Raw genomic sequence first — 15,776 nt, 5'->3', positions numbered from 1 at the left:
TCAAGCTTAAGAGGAATAATGCTTTTCAAAATGTTAAGCGAATCAGTGTTAACGTGCACTGGCAGATTGGATTAACAGTCGCTACCTGATAGTCGCAAAAGTGTCATTTCCGAACGTTCGTAACGCCGTTAACTTGATGGTTTTGTCAGCAATACATTGCACACGCTTCATATAGCCATTCTTAGTTAAAACTTGAGAGCCCGATGGGTAACTATTAATAAGCAGATCACCACTTGCTAGTTGCCATGATGATTCGGGCATACCAACTAAGCTATATAGCTTTTCAATTTCAAAATCCGAGTTGATAAAATGAATATCACCATAATTCCATGATAAATGGGATAAGCCTGATGTAACAACTAAACCGAAAGGCATTTCAAAAATATCTTTGACATTCATACGTTGGATGAGAGTGACCTTATCGTTTTCATCAATTAAAAGTAACTCACCACCGAACTCACCATTATTACTACCTGTGATGGCTTTTTTCCCCAAGTTTATAACTACATGTGGCTGTATTATTTGATGTTCAATAGCCGTTTTTTGATCCGAGTAAGGTGAGCTTCTAGGAAAAGATTTTTTGTACTTACCAGTCGCTCTATCCAAAAGTTCCAGCTTCCACATTATTTGTTTTGAATCATTTTGGGCAGTTTCAAAAAATTCTTTTACGCCAACTTCCGTAACCTCGCTTTTAACAGTGCCTTTAAATACTGTCTTATTTGGATATTTAGTAGTTTCATAAGAACCGCAATTTATCTTTTCGAAGATATTCGCAAATGAATTGAAAGATAATAGGAGTGCAATAATGGTAAAGTATTTCAAAATTTTTCCTTGTATTGCTAAAATTTTAGTATTTATGCGACATGCTGTTTGTGCTGTAGTGTCGCTTTTTGGACTGAGGCGCTACCTGCTCGGTGTGGCAGTGTGGGTGTTTTTTATGCTATCGACTATACCTATATAAAGGCTTTTTACTGCCTAACTGATAGCTAGCCAATTCCATTGGCGTGTCTATCGTATCTAAGCTATCCCTGCGTTACTCCGCGTTTATTATGTCCCTAATTAAACCTAATATTTAATTGTTAAGCAATGATATTTTAACCACGCACAGTCGTTATTAGCCTGAGCAGTTAAGCAGGTTAACTCATTGATTTGATGCTGCCTATGGCTGCTAACTCGTTCGCGCTATTTCGTTTGTCGCGACAGTTAAATTCAGCACACGCCTAAATCGTAAGATATTCAATTTATTCGTTAAAAGTGCCCGGTCTGATATGCGCGCCGACCTGTTAAATCTGTCGTATAGCAATAATCGCTATACGACAGGTAAGTTGTTCTTAAGCTTAGTATGCTTGTTTTTAATTAATAACAGTTTTAATCGTGCTAGTGCCATCTTCGTCGGTAAATTTAAACACGAAGTCTTTTTTTGCATCATTATTAATATCGAGCAGTAGGATGTCGTGATTTTTTTCAGGTAATTTATGCTTTATTTTCTTGCGCTTGGCGCTCAATAAATCGGTGGTTTCACCATAATAGACTGACAGCGTTTTACTGCCGCTTTTATAGATGGCATCAAGCTTGTTATCACCATTTATATCACCGAGCAGTAATGGCTTGAGTGATGAGTTGTTAGACATTGAAAGTGGCATTTCTACTTCAAAATCGGCATTTGGGTCTTCACTGAATTGACCGCTTGTGAGTTGTTTATGCACAGAGAACTCTACATCTACCTCTGTATCACCACCGCCCATTGCCATTGATGCAATGGTGCCAAGACCAAAATCGATATTAAATAGCTGTAAATCCATCAGGCCATCGTTATCAAAATCTTCATCAAACTTTATATCGCCTATCATACTGGTTTTAGGTAGTTTGAACGCTTTTTGTGCAAAGCCGCCAGCGGCTAACCCCATGTGAAGTTGACGGTGAACGGTTGCACTCATTGCATCCATACCATCAACGTCGGGTACTCTTTTGGTAATAAGATCAACAAAACCGTCGTTATTTATATCAAGCAGTGATTCAATTTCGAGAGTTTCGCCATCCGGTGTTTTGCCAAGTTGCATGTTGAAGTCTAAATATGAGGTGTTTTGTGCAAAACCAGTTTCATTGGCCAATAATACTTGGGCGTTCTTTTCGTTTGAAAATACTAAGTCAGTCAGGCCATCTTGGTTTAAATCGATGACCTGTGGGGCAATACTTATATCAATATCTAATTTAAATCGGCTGGATCTAAAGTCACCCTTAAATTGAGCTTGTTTAGTGAAAGTATGCGCGTTAAATTTTCCTTGTTTGTCCTGAATGTACAAGGTATTTGTTTCAATATCTGGCAAAAGAATATCGCTTAAACCATCTTTGTTGGCATCAATTATAAAGTTCACTTTGGTAAATTTATCACTGTCTAAGCGGTTTAAAACGGACTCATATTTAAATAATAATACGCTCTTATCTTTTTCACTAAGGTAGACTCCATCTGTGGTCAAGATTAATGCTTGAGGGTGTTGTTTGTTGGCAAGTATCGCCGTGTCAAAGCCCAAAGAGTGTTGTGGCAGTGTGAGCATATAATTAAGATTATTTGCTAAATCTACTTGCGCCAACTGTTGTAACTCATCGTTGTAGGCAAATGCCATTGAGGTATCTGTGGTTATTAATTCATTGTTTGTTTTAATAGCAAGTTGTTGGCTTGCAAGTACAAGCGGTGATGCTAAGAGGATTGACGTGGCTAAAAATGTTTTGAGCATATTTAATTCCATTTAATTTTAATCGTTAGTAATTTTTGTAAATGTATTATTAACAGATAAGCTGATTTTACAATCTTAGTTTTGTAAGCAAGTGTAATATATTACATTCGAGCTTCAGTTAAATGTGTGAAAAATGAATATGTAGAAGTCCCCATTATGGCTATGGTAAAGTTGCTGTTACAACGATAATTTAAATGGACTTTCTATGAAGTTTGTACTTCCTGCTTTGTTATTACTACTAAGCTTTATAGCGTTAGCTGGCCAAAAAACAGCATTGCCTGTTGAGTCGTTTGCATCGCTCAAAGCCTTTAGCCAATTGAAGCTTTCCCCCAATGGCGAAAACCTTGCTTTTGTTCGTAACGTCAATGGTGAATTGGTGTTAATGGTTTATGACCGTAAAAAGAAAGATTTCAAAACAATCATTCGCTCTGATAATCACACTATTTTCTTTGATTGGTACACTTGGGCTAACGATGAGGTTTTATTACTAGGAGCGCGTTACATAAAGCGTGAGTTTGGCGGGCCAAAGTACTCTTCTACACGCATGTATGCCTACAATATAAAAGAGAAAGAAAACGTAAGGCTTGCTATAAAGCCTAACTCTAATCGTGATGAGCGCCAGCCTCAGTTTGGCGATCAAGTAATTAGTTTTTTACCCGAACGAAAAGACACTATTTTAGTTCAGGGTGATTACGATATAGCAAACACGCCTGCGGTGTATGAGCTTAATTTAAATACCTTCCGCAAGAAAAAAGTGCAGCGCGCTCGAAGCCAAGTAACCAGCTGGATTGCTGATAGACAAGGCAATGTGCGCATTGCAATGAAAATGGATGAAGATCAATTTGAATATATTTTATATACCGAAAACAGAGCAAAGCGTAAAACGTTATTTAGTTTTAGCGCATTTAGTAAAGAGAGTGTGAGTATTTTAGGGTTTGATAAAAACCCTAACGTTATTTATTACACTGCGCTGAAAGATGGCCGTGACGCTTTGTATAAAATGGATTTAACCACCAATAAAAAAGAGTTAATTTTTAGTGATGATAATTACGACTTTGATGGCTCTATTTTCTATTCGTCACTGACGAATAATGTGGCTGGATTTACCCATTCTCAACTTGAGGATGGTGTACGCTATTGGGATGAAGACTTAAATAAACTGCACAGCTCTCTTCGCTCAGTGTTACCCAGCGAAAAATTTGATTTGGATATTATCGATACCAGTCATGATCAGCGCCAATATGTCATTTACTTAACTGGTGATGAAAGTGCCGGCACTTACATGTTAGGTAACCGCGATAGTGGCGAGCTGGTGGTATTTGCCAATGCCTATCCAGATATTGATAGCACTGTTTACACTGATAAAAAACACATTAGTTACAAAGCCAGAGATGGATTGACGATTGAGGGCTACTTAAGCTTACCTGTGGGTTATAAAGCGGGAGATAAGTTGCCGACCATCGTGTTTCCGCATGGTGGGCCTATGGCGCGTGATTATGCCGGGTTTGATTACTGGACAGCACTGTTAACTTACAATGGATATGCTGTGTTGCAACCTAATTTTAGAGGCTCAAGTGGTTATGGGCATGACTTTATGATGGCCTCAGTGCAAGGATTTGGTAAAGAAATGCAAGACGACCTTCAAGATGCCGCGCTTTGGTTGGTAGACGAAGGGATTGCTGATAAAGACAAAATTTGTATCGGTGGCGCAAGTTATGGTGGTTATGCAGCATTGATGGCAGTCGTTAAGCACCCTGAAACATTTAAATGCGCAGCAAGTTTTGCGGGTGTCACAGATTTGGAATACCTTGTTTCAAAAGCACGCTATTTCACTAATAAAGAAATTGTGCGCAAGCAATTTGGTACCGACGATGATGAGCTGGAAAGATATTCCCCTGTTAATTTTGCAAAACAGATAAATCGCCCAGTGCTATTGTTGCATGGCTCAGATGACAACATCGTTTCTGTGTATCATAGCCGTGAAATGGAAGACGAGCTCAGTGATGAAGGGAAAGACGTGACCTACATTGAACTTGAAGATGGCGATCACTATTTGTCACACCAGCCTTACCGAATTAAAACATTGCAGGCGTTTCTAGATTTTTTTGATAAACACTTAAAAAATTAGCATAAAGGCGACCTCGGTCGCCTTTTTCATTAGTAAGCTAATTCAGCATGGCTTTATTATTAGTTCTAGGCATTCGGTAAGCGCCAGGCACTAATGGCCCCTGCTAAACCAAGCAGGCTGTAGAATAAAATTAGTTCAGCGGTTGATAAATAAGCATTGAGCAGGCCTACGCTACCCAAGATTAATAACACTAGCCCGATCACCGTATTGCTTACAGCAACATAGTCGGTACGTTTGTTACCTTGTGCCATATCAACCAAGTAAGTTTTACGGCCAAGCCTGACACCTTGATGAGCAACCGTCAGGAAAAAGTAACACAGGGGTAATAGCCAAAACTCATCTAACATCGATGGGCTAAAATGAGCGATGGCGTACACTAAAAATCCGTTTAACGTGACTAAAAGGGCAGCAAACACCAACACCCGTTGACTGGATAAGTCACTTAGCCTTCCCCAAATAGGTGCCGAAACTAGGCTTGCAAGCCCCGATAAAGCCATAAAAGTGGCAAGCAATGAAAAGTCGAATGCTTGTTCGCTGGCCAGTACGATATAAAAGGGCGCGCTCAAAGCTGAGCAAAGCAGCAATGCGCGAGTAAAAACAAAATGAGCAAATTGTTTATCTTCATACAATATTGTTAATTTAGATAAAGCATGTACTAACCCATTTTTAGCGCCTTCAGTTGCACCTGCATACTCTTTAATTTGACTATACGATAGCGCGGCAAATAACCACATAACAACAGCGAGCATAAGGGCAATGTACACGCCATTTTCAAACCCTAAAGTTTGTAAATACCATAAGCCAAGGCCAAAAGTAAGAGTCGCAAAGCCTGCAAAACTGGCTGCAAGGCCACTTATATTGCCTCTTTGCTGTTTTGGGATCACCTTACCGAGTACATCTTTAGAGGCAATTGAATTAAAGCCACGAGCAAGGCTAAATACTATAAGGCAGGCAATAATTGCGTATCCTGCAGCATTCCCAGTTAAGGTTAAAGCACTGATGAGCATAGCAACAATACAAAGCGCTTGAACAAGTGCACCAGCAACCCAGACCCACTTTCTGACTTTGCATTGCCTAATTAAGTTGGCAATGGCAAGTTGCGGCAGCATGGAGCCAGATTCTCTTATTGGCACAAGCCAAGCGATAAAGCTGCTAGGTACATTTAAACTTTGTAATAGCCAAGGCAGCGTGACTTTAGGGTTGAGTAAAGCGTCAGCAAACTTACTAAACAACTGACTGACCAAGAGTGTAATAAAGTTGCCAGGTACAACTTTACAGGCATTTTCGTCAATGGCTTTACATGCTCTGGCGTCTTCGGTGTTACTGAGTCTTTGGTAAACTTCTTCTTTACTGAGCTTTTTCATACAAAATTTTATTTACGCAATATGAAATGAATAGGGCGATTTAGCAGTAAAGATGATTTTAAAAATCATCTTTACTGTGGCGCTCTGCAAGCTGGTTTTCATCAGGGCCCCAAGTACGGTTTACGCGAATGCCTCGTTTTACTGCTGGGCGGCGCTCTATTTGTTTAGCCCAGCGAAGTACGTGAGTATATGACTCAACCTCTAAAAATTCGGCTGCATCGTATAAATTACCTAATACTAAGTTGCCATACCAAGGCCAGATAGCAATATCCGCAATTGAGTATTCACTGCCTGCCATGTAGTCGTGATCGCTTAAGTGACGATTTAGCACATCTAGTTGGCGCTTCACTTCCATTGTAAAGCGGTCAATTGGGTATTGCATTTTATAAGGTGCATACGCATAGAAGTGACCGAACCCACCCCCTAAATACGGTGCAGATCCCATTTGCCAAAATAACCAGTTGCGACATTCTGTTTTACTCGTGTGGTCGTGAGGTACAAGCACATCAAACTTTTCAGCTAAGTATTGTAAAATTGCACCTGACTCAAAAACGCGCGTAACAGGAGAGGTACTGTGGTCCATCAATGCTGGTATTTTAGAGTTAGGGTTAGCGCTGACGAAGCCAGATGAGAATTGATCACCATCACCTATCTTTATTAAATAAGCGTCGTACTCAGCCTCATTAAAGCCACGCTCTAGAAGTTCTTCGAGCATTATTGTTACTTTTTGGCCGTTAGGAGTGGCTAACGAGTATAGTTGCAAAGGGTGTTCACCTATGGGTAAATCTTGCTGGTGAGTTGCGCCAGCAACCGGGCGGTTTGTTTTAGCCCACTCGCCACCATTGTTTGCATCCCATTGCCATACTTGAGGCGGGGTATATTCGTTATCACTCATAAGAATCCTTAATCGTTGCTAATAAATTTTAGGTATTAGTTCTATTACGCGTTACTTATCCTAAATGATCAACTTGACCAAATAAAGCAGAGTTAAAGTAACCAGCACATGATTTAGCTTTAAGTTTAGATAACAAAGTTATTTAATCTACATCGGATTAACATGAGTAAAACAAGCTGTTGTCACGTAAATACATGTTATTAAGATGCAAAAACTTCGTCTTGAGTATTCAGGTTACGACTGTAATAAATCAGTATTGCACTTTGATGTTGTCCATTTAGAATTAAATTTTGATTTTTCAACTAGTAGGCGTTTATTATCCGTTGTAATTTAATACAACGGGGCAGTGTATCTGTGCAAATCAGCGAAGATGTATCAAGTGATATTACTCACAACCAGCTGAAAGTGGCAACGTTCAATTTATTTAATTACCTTGAGCCACCTAATGCTTTTTATGAGTTTGAGCGAATTTATACTGCACAGCAATGGGCTAAAAAACAATGTTGGATTACTGATTATTTAAAGCAATACCAACCTGATGTAATTGGTTTTCAAGAGGTGTTTAGTATTGAATCACTCAAAACCCTTTTATACGAAGCGGGTTATACCTATTTTGCTACAGTGGATGAACCGCAGATAATTGATGATTTTATTTATAAACGGCCGGTTGTTGCCATTGCCTCCCGTTACCCTATTATCCAGACGTGTGGCGTGCAATATGACGATGCACTTTTACCTACATTGGGCTTAAATGCTGATTTTAAATACAGCCGTAAAGTGCTTCGTGCAACCATTGATTTACCACACTTAGGTGAAACTGATTGCTATGTGGTTCATTTAAAATCGAAACGTTCAACCATCGACATTGCAGAGAATAATGATGTTACGCCAGAAAAACGTATTATTGAGCATTTACGTGCACAAATTGTAGGAGGCTGGGGAGCAACGGTGCAACGTGGCAGCGAAGCTACATTGTTAATGTCAGAAATAATCACTCGACGGGAGAGTTCACAAAATCCAGTTATTTTAATGGGGGATTTTAATAATAGCCTTACTGATGGCGTGTTGAGTAATTTACTGACTAACAGTTTACGGTTTGCATCAGTCATTGACTCAAAAGCTTTTCTTGCAAAATACTGTCTTTATGATGCATGGGATTTGTATGTTAACTCTTTGACTAATAATGCTTTAGTTCAAGTAGGTGATTCTAGGGTTGATGAATCGCAACCAACACGCACACCCACACACTATTTTGGCGCAAACAGCTCGGTGCTCGATTATGTTTTATTATCATGCGAATTTGATGCAAGCTACGATGATAGTTTTTATGACGTCGCAGCATACAATACATACGATAGGCATTTAATAAATCCAGATTTCGATATTGATGATCAAAGCACTGATCATGCTGTTGTGATGGTTACTTTTGCTCTAAGAAGCTAGTTGGAATGACATTAATGGCGCCCATGGTTTAGTAGAGACGTTCTCTTTATTTTATAAAACCTTAATTGAGCGCCTTTAAACCCTAGCCTCCAGCGATTTTGACCTTAAACTTTAAGGCTTCTAAAATGGCTTTTAGTTTTTCACGGTCATCACCTTGCACTTCAATCACACCATCTTTGACAGCACCGCCTTGACCCATTTTACTTTTGATGGTTTTCGCTAACTTTTTAAGGTCATGTTGTTCATTATCAATACCAACCACGAGCATAACGCCTTTGCCTTTACGGCCTTTGGTTTGACGCTCGATACGTAAAGCACCGTCTTTAAATACCTTAGAGGCAATTTCTTTACTTTCTTTAGGTTGGTTAATACGACCTGTTTCTGTTGAATAAACGAGATTGTTATCACTCATGCTAAACCTGTTATGAAAAAATAGACATCTATGACGTGTATGATAACAAATTTCAGCTAACCTGCTTTTATTTTTGGCGTATATGGACGTATAGGTTTATATTAACAATTAGAACGGATTACGTTTTCAATATGGAGTAAACAATGAGTTTAAGTAAAGCACTATCGAGTGACGGAAAAATATTAACAATTCAAATAAAAGGTAAATTCGATTTTAATTTAGTGCAATTGTTTCGCCAAGCCTATGCTGACATTGGTAATAGCACCGCTAAAGTGGTGATTGATTTACGCGAAACAGATTATATGGATAGTTCGGCTTTAGGTATGCTATTGAATATGAAAAAAACATTGGGTAGTTCTGTAGACTCAATCCGTATTAGTAACTGCCAACCACAATTAAAGAAAATATTACAAATATCACGGTTTGATAAAAAGTTTGATATTGACTAATGCGCATCCTCGTTGTTGATGATCAAAAGCTTAATCGGGATTTGCTCAAGATCATGCTTGAGCAACAACATTATGATGTAGTAACAGCTTGTAATGGTATTGAAGCACTTGAGGTGCTCGATAGTAGCCCAGTTGATATCGTGCTATTAGATGTAATCATGCCAGAAATGGATGGCTACGAAACAGCCCCCAAAATAAAGCAGCGCAGCAAAGATGTATACCTTCCTATAATATTCATTACTTCTTTAGATGATAAAAAAAGCTTTGAGCGTTGTTTGGCAGTCGGCGGTGATGACTTCATTCATAAACCTTTTGATAAAACAACTTTAACAGCAAAAATAAAAGCCCACAGTAGAACTCGCCAGCTCAGCCTTGAAGCACAAAAACAAAATAGATTATTGGAATACCACAATAATCAAACAGAGCGTGAACACGATATAGTTGAGCACATTTTTAATAATGCGCTTGAAAACCAACATGACTTTCCCGATAACATCGATTTTCATTTATCGCCTGCTTCTATGTTTAATGGGGATGTGTTCTTAGTTGCGCAAAGTCCAATTGGTAGCTTGTATTGTATGTTGGGAGACTTTACCGGGCATGGGCTCGCGGCTGCTGTTGGAGCTTTGCCAACCTCTAAAGTGTTTTACACTATGGTTAATAAAGGGATGGTGGTCAGCGATATAGCTAATGAGATAAATACATTATTGGTTAAATTGCTGCCAGGTAATATGTTTTGTGCCGCCACTATTATTGAACTTAGCAGCTCTGGGAAAAGTGTTTCTGCTTGGTTGGGTGGGTTACCTGATGCCTATGTGATAAATCAACAAGGTAAAGTGCTTAAAACCTTAGAGTCACAACATATGGCGCTGGGTATCTTAGAAACGTATGAGTTTGAACGTGAGCTCATTCATTTTGAAGTAGACAGCACGATGAGAGTTGTATTAGCCACAGATGGAATTATTGAAACAACAAATGATCAAGAAGAGTATTTTGGTGAGCAGCGCTTTATAGACTTACTGGCCGAGAAACCGTGTATTTCTTGCGATGACATTATTCACCATGTCACTCATTTTGCGCAAGGTGAAAAGCAACAAGATGATTTAAGTATTGTGTTATTTAATTGTCTGCAAGTACCTCAACAAGAAGGCGAGCAAGAAAGTTATTCACCGCTTCCATTTAACATGTCGTTAAGTCTGAATTCGACGCAAATAAAAAACACTGATCCGGTTCTTGAAATCGTAGATGTATTAACTCGAATAAGCGGCTTGAGAGCACATCGCTCAGATATTTTTTTGCTTTTGTCTGAGGCCTACAATAATGCGGTTGATCATGGATTACTCGGCTTAGATTCTGATATAAAAAACCAAGAAGATGGCTTTTTAGAGTTTTACCAACAACGCGAAGCAGCTCTAAACAGTTTGCAAGGTGCGATGATCATCGTAGATATGCGCTATTGCCCGAAAAGCTTATGTCTTTATTTTACTATTTGTGATTCGGGAAATGGCCATAAAAGTACTTCTGACGACGGATTGAGCTTATCGAGAGAACATGGTCGTGGTATTTCTTTACTAGAAGAAATAGCAGAGCAGGTGACTTATAACGCCTCCGGAAACCAAATAGAAATGTGTTATAAACTAACTTAGGTACAAAGCTGGCCTACAAATAAACGGCATGTTACTATTTTGCTTTATTTGGATGTTTGGACGGCTAGATGGTTTCTTCTTATTTATCTCATGCACAACTTAATGTGCCGCAACAGTTAGTGTCTTTGGAGCTTGCAAAGCTAGAAGACTTTTTGGTTACTAGCCAACCTCCTGCCGTTCGCTGGCAGTATCAAATACCTGAACTTGGCGAAGGTGGGGCATGTAGTTTATTTGGTCACCTACAGGATGAACCATTTAAGCTAACCGATTATCTAGCTGAAGATACTCAAACTGAGCAAAGACTGGCCCAGTTACAAGGCATAGTTGATTACGTGGTTGAGAAAACGGGTGTTGACTGGTTCGGAATATATCAAAATACTCAAACCGAAGAGGGAGCGCAATTACTTAAACTTGCTTATTTTGGCGCGCCCAGCCGGCCACTTTTTCCGTTAACAGAGCAATTTGCCAGTGGTAGTAATAATGTGCAAGTTGCTATGAGTAGTAAAGGGCGGGTGATAAATAACGTTGAACAGTTTTTAGCTAGCGGTGGTGAATATTACACATGTGATCCTAAAGTGAAATCAGAAGCCTGTTTACCGCTTTTTGACGCGCAAAATAATTGTGTAGGGATTGTCGATGGTGAAGCGTTTAACAATGATTTTTTCACTGAGCAAACACTAGCACTATTAATTGCATGCTGTATTAAAATTCCTCACTTTTTAGTGTAAATAACACTAGTCATTCTAGTGACCTTTTATGTTAAGCTAAGTGCAACAGCTAACCCCTAAATAACGATAAGAGATAGTCAATGTTCTCAGTACTAAAACCATTACCAACAGATCCTATTCTTGGCCTTATGGCGGCCTATAAGCAAGATACTAACCCAAATAAGATTGACTTAGGGGTTGGTGTTTATAAAGACGAGCAAGGTAATACACCAGTATTAACGGCCGTCAAAAAAGCAGAAGCATTTCGTTTAGAAAATGAGACGAGTAAATCGTACATTGGTTTGGCTGGCAACTTAGATTACTGCCAAAAAATGGAAAGCCTTTTATTAGGCGAGCACCAAGCACTACTTGCAAATCGCGTACGTACAGCGCAAGCGCCAGGTGGAACCGGTGCATTACGTGTTGCTGCTGAATTTGTTGCACGTTGTAACCCTGAAGCAACTATTTGGGTTACTAACCCTACTTGGGCTAATCATATTAGTTTATTTGAAGCTGCAGGTTTGACTGTAAAAGAATACCCTTACTACGATTACGAAAATAAAGACTTACTGTTTAATGAAATGATGGATACGCTTAAGCAAGTACCAAAAGGTGATGTGGTACTTGTGCATGCTTGCTGTCATAACCCAAGTGGTATGGACTTAAACGAAGCGCAATGGAAAGCTGTTGCAGAACTTGCGAAAGAAGTAGGCTTTACGCCACTTGTTGATATTGCATACCAAGGTTTTGGTGCAAGTCTTGAGCAAGATGCAAATGGCTTACGTATTTTGGCTGATGCAGTAGATGAGTTGATTATCTGTTCTTCATGTTCTAAAAACTTTGGTTTATACCGTGAGCGTATTGGCGCATGTTCAATTATCGCTAAAGATAGCAAATCTGCTGATATCTCAAACTCAGTTATGCTAAGTGTTGTTCGTAGCATTTACTCAATGCCGCCAGCGCACGGTGCAGACATTGTTAATACTATCTTAGGTAGCACTGAGCTTATTCAAGAGTGGCACAGCGAGCTAGATGAAATGCGTAACCGCATTAATGGTCTTCGTACGTTGATCAAAGACAGCTTAGCGGCAAAAGATATTGCACAAGACTTCTCATTTATTGACCGTCAGAATGGTATGTTCTCATTCTTAGGTATTAATAAAGAGCAAATAGACCGCTTACAAAAAGAGTATGGTATTTATATCGTTGGCTCTAGCCGTGTTAACGTTGCAGGCATTAGCCAAGCAAATATTGACTACTTTGCTAACGCTGTGGCTGACGTTTGTAAGTAATACCATGTAGGTAATACAATAAAAAAACCGCACTTCATAATATGAAGTGCGGTTTTTTTATCTATACCCAAGCGACCTCAAGATGCGAGTGTCGTTGGAATTAAAATCAATAACGCAGTATAAATCGCTTTTAAACCAACCCGTAGAGCGTTTCACAAAGACTTAGTCCCATCGTTGTTCCTTCTTCAAAGGGACTGCCATGCTTGCAAAGTAACGCTTTGATATTCAGCCCCTGTGAAATGCTGAATTCTGCCTCTAGATAGTGTTTGGGTATAATAAATTATGCGTCGATTAAATCTTCAACACCTACAATCAACCAAGGTGAATCATCGCTAGTTGCCCGCTCTAAATGCCAAATCTCTAAAATTGCATGCTCTTCTTTATCGCCTAAATCACGATACTTACCTTTAAAGCGAACACTTACTTGCCACTTTTGTGCGTCAGTGTAAGCGCGTACGAGCTCTGCATCAATAAACATAACTTCTGTTGCTACGCTCTCAATCGCTTCACGTTCAGCTTTAAACTCTTCAACAAGCTCTGGACTTAGGTATTCAGCCATTGTGCTAAAGTCAGCATTGTTCCATGCTGTTTGTAGGGTGTGGTAATGGTTACGAGCACCTTGAAGAAAGCCACTAGTGTCAAAGTTAGGTGGAAGGTTAAATGGTACATTGTTTGTTTGGGCAAAGCCTGTTGAGCTGACTTGAGCAGCCGTGTTTTGCTTCATTTGTGGAGCATTTTGCCCTGCGTGAGCATGAGCCAGAGTCGGAGAATTTTTACGGCGTATAAAACCTATTACTATTTTAAAAATAATAAACGCAATCGCTGCAAGTAATAACATTTCAAATAGTTGCATACCTTCAAAGTCACCGCCTAGCATCGCGGCAATCAAACCGCCCGCTAATAACCCACCAAAAATACCGGCCATGATCCCTTTTTTGTTTGATTTAGGTTTTGTGGCGGGGGCAATTGTCTTAGTATCGGTTTGTTGTTTTTGTGCTGTTTGTTGAGTTTCTGGGGTTTTACCACGTTTTTTACTACCAAACTTTTTACGTGCTTCTACATCAAAGCTTGTAGTAAATAACAGTGTCAGTAAAGACAAAATAACAATCAGGTTTTTCATGAATATCCTCAAAAAATTTAGAAAGCAGATTCTAAATCAGTTCATTGATTGGATAAATAGGTACAAGAAGAAACGGTATATAAATTAAACGGATAGCGTGCGTTTGTTGATATTTAATACATTTGTAGAGTGATAAATGCGCTACTGCTACTTTAACAAAAGCGGCAGTAGCAGATGAAGTTGGGTGTAAGGTTACTTAATGTAACCAACGGATGGCATTATTCACGCGGTTTGTATATTGGTCAACAGGCGCACCCAGGCTGGCTACTAAAATTGTATCGGCATCAGGGCCACGATCGATGCGACCAGCGAAGCGTTGATCACTAAAATCATTTTCGCCAATACCAAAGGGTTGCTCACGTGAAGGCACAATAAATACCGTCATTGGCCCGTGCTCTGACTCAAATACTAAGTGTAAACCACGTTGTCCTTTGAAGTCACAAAACATTAAGTAAGTCACTTTACCGGGTAACTCATCTAGTTTTCCACCAAGCTCAGCAAACTTTTCGTTTACTGTTTGCAAGCTTATTTCGGTACTTTTTTCTAATGAGCCAATTTCATGGTATATGTGTGTCAGTGCATGTTCTCCTGCACCATACGCGACGTTATGTTCGTTACTGGTAAAGAAGAAGGCACCAATAGCAACAAATAATGATGCCGCCATAGCCAGTGGAGCACCACCAAGTTTAAACCGTGATTGTGCGTTAATAACATTATCTGCAGCGGCTACATTTTCGTGGGTTACGTTGTCAGGCGCGCTGTGCTCATCATTATACTCAGGCGTATTAGCTAAAATACGATCAGCAAGTCCTTCAGGCACAGGAATATCCAATGCTTGAGTTAATGAATCATCAAGTTCTTGCATTTGCTCGATGAACTGTTGATGTTCAGGATCTTGTTTTGCAAAATCAGCAATATCCTGATCCTCGTTATGAGGTTGTGCGATTACTCGGCGACGAAACTCGAGATCATCCATTATTTTGATGCCCCTTTAAGTTGTTCATCATCACGGCTTAATGCCTCTTTCAGTTGGTTTCTGGCACGGAAGAGGCGAGTCATAACCGTGTTTTTATTTAAATCTAATATATTAGCTATTTCTTCTCCTGAGCAGCCCATTACCACTTGAAGAAGTAATGGCTCTTTATATTCATCAGGTAGCTTAGCTATTTGACGTTGAACGATTGTTTGTTCTACTTCATCATCTAGCGTTACGCTTTTTTCATCGACCAGCGTATCGTTTTCTACATCGCTGTAATCAAATTGTTTTCGTTCAAAACGTCGTGCATTCTCTCGACGTAAAATCGTTAATAGCCATGGCTTAGCTGCTTTTTGATCTAATAATGAGTCAAGCGCACGCCAAGCACGTAAAAACGTTTCTTGAACAAGGTCTTCAGCAATATTAGGGTCGCGACATAACCAGTAGGCAAAGCGATATAATTCGCTATGATAAACGTGAACAAGTTTTTCATAGCGTGCTTTTTTCTCTGTCATATCAACTAAGACCTGACTTTTAGAATTATTATTTCCCGGCATAATTACTTTTTTAAATTAAGGGATAGTTAGCTTGCATATTTACTATGCAAGC

At 39.4% G+C, this 15,776-nt stretch carries 14 protein-coding genes; 6 read left to right on the top strand and 8 right to left on the bottom strand.

What is annotated here, in order from left to right:
• Positions 1-81 precede the first annotated feature (81 nt).
• A complete protein-coding gene (locus ACHUE3_RS14720) occupies positions 82-822 on the bottom strand; it encodes a hypothetical protein (RefSeq protein ID WP_394193124.1) in 741 nt (246 codons plus the stop codon).
• 530 nt (positions 823-1,352) lie between these two features.
• Positions 1,353-2,735: an FG-GAP repeat domain-containing protein gene (locus tag ACHUE3_RS14715; RefSeq protein ID WP_394193123.1), complete on the bottom strand. Its 1,383-nt coding sequence runs from the start codon at positions 2,733-2,735 to the stop codon at positions 1,353-1,355.
• A gap of 205 nt (positions 2,736-2,940) precedes the next feature.
• On the opposite strand from ACHUE3_RS14715, the gene ACHUE3_RS14710 reads away from it, so the two are divergent.
• Positions 2,941-4,863: an alpha/beta hydrolase family protein gene (locus tag ACHUE3_RS14710; protein ID WP_394193122.1), complete on the top strand. Its 1,923-nt coding sequence runs from the start codon at positions 2,941-2,943 to the stop codon at positions 4,861-4,863.
• 65 nt (positions 4,864-4,928) lie between these two features.
• On the opposite strand, the gene ACHUE3_RS14705 is transcribed toward ACHUE3_RS14710, so the two are convergent.
• Positions 4,929-6,227, bottom strand: a complete 1,299-nt coding sequence (locus tag ACHUE3_RS14705; protein WP_394193121.1) for an MFS transporter — start codon at positions 6,225-6,227, stop codon at positions 4,929-4,931.
• 58 nt (positions 6,228-6,285) lie between these two features.
• On the bottom strand, positions 6,286-7,122 hold the full coding sequence (yghU, locus tag ACHUE3_RS14700; RefSeq protein ID WP_394193120.1) for a glutathione-dependent disulfide-bond oxidoreductase: 837 nt from the start codon (positions 7,120-7,122) through the stop codon (positions 6,286-6,288).
• 360 nt (positions 7,123-7,482) lie between these two features.
• On the opposite strand from yghU, the gene ACHUE3_RS14695 reads away from it, so the two are divergent.
• Positions 7,483-8,565, top strand: a complete 1,083-nt coding sequence (locus ACHUE3_RS14695; RefSeq protein ID WP_394193162.1) for an endonuclease/exonuclease/phosphatase family protein — start codon at positions 7,483-7,485, stop codon at positions 8,563-8,565.
• A gap of 82 nt (positions 8,566-8,647) precedes the next feature.
• On the opposite strand, the gene ACHUE3_RS14690 is transcribed toward ACHUE3_RS14695, so the two are convergent.
• Positions 8,648-8,977: an SUI1 family translation initiation factor gene (locus ACHUE3_RS14690; RefSeq protein WP_394193119.1), complete on the bottom strand. Its 330-nt coding sequence runs from the start codon at positions 8,975-8,977 to the stop codon at positions 8,648-8,650.
• A gap of 143 nt (positions 8,978-9,120) precedes the next feature.
• Between ACHUE3_RS14690 and ACHUE3_RS14685 the strand changes: the two genes are divergently transcribed.
• The 4 genes from ACHUE3_RS14685 (at position 9,121) to ACHUE3_RS14670 (ending at position 13,071) form a co-directional block, all read left to right on the top strand.
• Entirely contained in the window at positions 9,121-9,426 is a 306-nt protein-coding gene (locus ACHUE3_RS14685; protein WP_394193118.1) for an STAS domain-containing protein, read from the top strand.
• Positions 9,426-11,072 carry an ATP-binding SpoIIE family protein phosphatase gene (locus tag ACHUE3_RS14680; RefSeq protein ID WP_394193117.1) on the top strand — a complete coding sequence of 549 codons (1,647 nt, stop codon included), beginning with the start codon at positions 9,426-9,428 and terminating at the stop codon, positions 11,070-11,072. Before ACHUE3_RS14685 ends, ACHUE3_RS14680 begins: the two co-directional genes overlap by 1 nt.
• Positions 11,073-11,140: 68 nt before the next feature.
• Positions 11,141-11,800, top strand: coding sequence for a GAF domain-containing protein (locus ACHUE3_RS14675; protein WP_394193116.1), 660 nt, complete (start codon positions 11,141-11,143; stop codon positions 11,798-11,800).
• Positions 11,801-11,880: 80 nt separating this feature from the next.
• Complete coding sequence (locus tag ACHUE3_RS14670) at positions 11,881-13,071, top strand: amino acid aminotransferase (protein ID WP_394193115.1); 1,191 nt, start codon at positions 11,881-11,883, stop codon at positions 13,069-13,071.
• A gap of 280 nt (positions 13,072-13,351) precedes the next feature.
• On the opposite strand, the gene ACHUE3_RS14665 is transcribed toward ACHUE3_RS14670, so the two are convergent.
• The 3 genes from ACHUE3_RS14665 to ACHUE3_RS14655 all read right to left on the bottom strand — a co-directional run bounded on the left by ACHUE3_RS14665 (position 13,352) and on the right by ACHUE3_RS14655 (position 15,724).
• Positions 13,352-14,191, bottom strand: a complete 840-nt coding sequence (locus ACHUE3_RS14665) for a Tim44 domain-containing protein (protein ID WP_394193114.1) — start codon at positions 14,189-14,191, stop codon at positions 13,352-13,354.
• 196 nt (positions 14,192-14,387) lie between these two features.
• Positions 14,388-15,167: a DUF3379 family protein gene (locus ACHUE3_RS14660; RefSeq protein ID WP_394193113.1), complete on the bottom strand. Its 780-nt coding sequence runs from the start codon at positions 15,165-15,167 to the stop codon at positions 14,388-14,390.
• Positions 15,167-15,724, bottom strand: a complete 558-nt coding sequence (locus tag ACHUE3_RS14655) for a sigma-70 family RNA polymerase sigma factor (RefSeq protein WP_394193112.1) — start codon at positions 15,722-15,724, stop codon at positions 15,167-15,169. Before ACHUE3_RS14655 ends, ACHUE3_RS14660 begins: the two co-directional genes overlap by 1 nt.
• Positions 15,725-15,776 lie beyond the last annotated feature (52 nt).

Source organism: Pseudoalteromonas atlantica (genome assembly GCF_043641955.1).
GTDB lineage: Bacteria > Pseudomonadota > Gammaproteobacteria > Enterobacterales > Alteromonadaceae > Pseudoalteromonas > Pseudoalteromonas atlantica_A.
This window is presented reverse-complemented; position numbering and strand designations above follow the sequence as displayed.

What these genes read in the sequence shown, in the direction of transcription:
- yghU (WP_394193120.1), bottom strand. Translation starts at nt 7,122, where the DNA reads ATGAGTGATAACGAATATACCCCGCCTCAAGTATGGCAATGGGATGCA.
- ACHUE3_RS14655 (WP_394193112.1), bottom strand. Translation starts at nt 15,724, where the DNA reads ATGCCGGGAAATAATAATTCTAAAAGTCAGGTCTTAGTTGATATGACA.
- ACHUE3_RS14715 (WP_394193123.1), bottom strand. Translation starts at nt 2,735, where the DNA reads ATGCTCAAAACATTTTTAGCCACGTCAATCCTCTTAGCATCACCGCTT.
- ACHUE3_RS14690 (WP_394193119.1), bottom strand. Translation starts at nt 8,977, where the DNA reads ATGAGTGATAACAATCTCGTTTATTCAACAGAAACAGGTCGTATTAAC.
- ACHUE3_RS14705 (WP_394193121.1), bottom strand. Translation starts at nt 6,227, where the DNA reads ATGAAAAAGCTCAGTAAAGAAGAAGTTTACCAAAGACTCAGTAACACC.
- ACHUE3_RS14665 (WP_394193114.1), bottom strand. Translation starts at nt 14,191, where the DNA reads ATGAAAAACCTGATTGTTATTTTGTCTTTACTGACACTGTTATTTACT.
- ACHUE3_RS14660 (WP_394193113.1), bottom strand. Translation starts at nt 15,167, where the DNA reads ATGGATGATCTCGAGTTTCGTCGCCGAGTAATCGCACAACCTCATAAC.
- ACHUE3_RS14685 (WP_394193118.1), top strand. Translation starts at nt 9,121, where the DNA reads ATGAGTTTAAGTAAAGCACTATCGAGTGACGGAAAAATATTAACAATT.
- ACHUE3_RS14675 (WP_394193116.1), top strand. Translation starts at nt 11,141, where the DNA reads ATGGTTTCTTCTTATTTATCTCATGCACAACTTAATGTGCCGCAACAG.
- ACHUE3_RS14680 (WP_394193117.1), top strand. Translation starts at nt 9,426, where the DNA reads ATGCGCATCCTCGTTGTTGATGATCAAAAGCTTAATCGGGATTTGCTC.
- ACHUE3_RS14670 (WP_394193115.1), top strand. Translation starts at nt 11,881, where the DNA reads ATGTTCTCAGTACTAAAACCATTACCAACAGATCCTATTCTTGGCCTT.
- ACHUE3_RS14710 (WP_394193122.1), top strand. Translation starts at nt 2,941, where the DNA reads ATGAAGTTTGTACTTCCTGCTTTGTTATTACTACTAAGCTTTATAGCG.